Origin of the sequence: Haemophilus seminalis (assembly GCF_006384255.1) — a bacterium.
Taxonomy (GTDB): domain Bacteria; phylum Pseudomonadota; class Gammaproteobacteria; order Enterobacterales; family Pasteurellaceae; genus Haemophilus; species Haemophilus seminalis.
In genome coordinates this window covers 1-1,239 of the sequence record NZ_VCED01000016.1, presented here as the reverse complement: position 1 = coordinate 1,239, position 1,239 = coordinate 1, and the positions used below count along the sequence as shown (strand labels likewise).

Here is a 1,239-nt window from a genome sequence, read left to right as displayed (position 1 = left end):
AAGCGGAAACCGCAGCAGAACAAGCGAAAGCACAAGCGGCTGCCAATAAAGCGGCTCAAGATTTAGCGAAAGCGAATCAAGCCTTAGAAGCCTCAAAAGCGGAAACCGCAGCAGAGCAAGCTAAAGCACAAGCGGAAGCAGAGAAAGCTGCTCAAGAGTTAGCGAAAGCAAATCAAGCATTAGAAAATGCCAATGCAGCAACCGCAGCAGAGCAAGCTAAAGCTCAAGCGGCTGCCAATAAAGCAGCCCAAGATTTAGCGAAAGCGAATCAAGCCTTAGAAGCCTCAAAAGCGGAAACCGCAGCAGAGCAAGCTAAAGCACAAGCGGAAGCAGAGAAAGCTGCTCAAGAGTTAGCGAAAGCAAATCAAGCATTAGAAAATGCCAATGCAGCAACCGCAGCAGAGCAAGCGAAAGCACAAGCCGCCGCTGAAAAAGCAGCCCAAGATTTAGCGAAAGCGAATCAAGCCTTAGAAGCCTCAAAAGCGGAAACCGCAGCAGAGCAAGCTAAAGCACAAGCGGCTGCCAATAAAGCAGCCCAAGATTTAGCGAAAGCAAATGCAGCCTTAGAAGCCTCAAAAGCGGAAACCGCAGCAGAGCAAGCTAAAGCACAAGCGGCTGCCAATAAAGCGGCTCAAGATTTAGCGAAAGCGAATCAAGCCTTAGAAGCCTCAAAAGCGGAAACCGCAGCAGAGCAAGCTAAAGCACAAGCGGCTGCCAATAAAGCAGCCCAAGATTTAGCAAAAGCGAATCAAGCATTAGAAAATGCCAATGTAGCAACCGCAGCAGAACAAGCTAAAGCACAAGCCGCCGCTGAAAAAGCTGCTCAAGAGTTAGCAAAAGCAAATCAAGCATTAGAAGCCTCAAAAGCGGAAACCGCAGCAGAGCAAGCGAAAGCACAAGCGGCTGCCAATAAAGCGGCTCAAGATTTAGCAAAAGCGAATCAAGCCTTAGAAGCCTCAAAAGCGGAAACCGCAGCAGAGCAAGCTAAAGCACAAGCGGCTGCCAATAAAGCAGCCCAAGATTTAGCGAAAGCGAATCAAGCCTTAGAAGCCTCAAAAGCGGAAACCGCAGCAGAGCAAGCTAAAGCACAAGCGGCTGCCAATAAAGCGGCTCAAGATTTAGCGAAAGCAAATGCAGCCTTAGAAGCCTCAAAAGCGGAAACCGCAGCAGAACAAGCGAAAGCACAAGCGGCTGCCAATAAAGCGGCTCAAGATTTAGCGAAAGCGAATCAAGCCTTAG

Annotated in this window: 1 pseudogene; it reads left to right on the top strand. The window is 49.2% G+C overall.

The annotated features are described in order from the left end of the window. Nucleotides 1-1,239, top strand: a pseudogene (locus tag FE813_RS10525) (hypothetical protein); the annotation flags it as partial.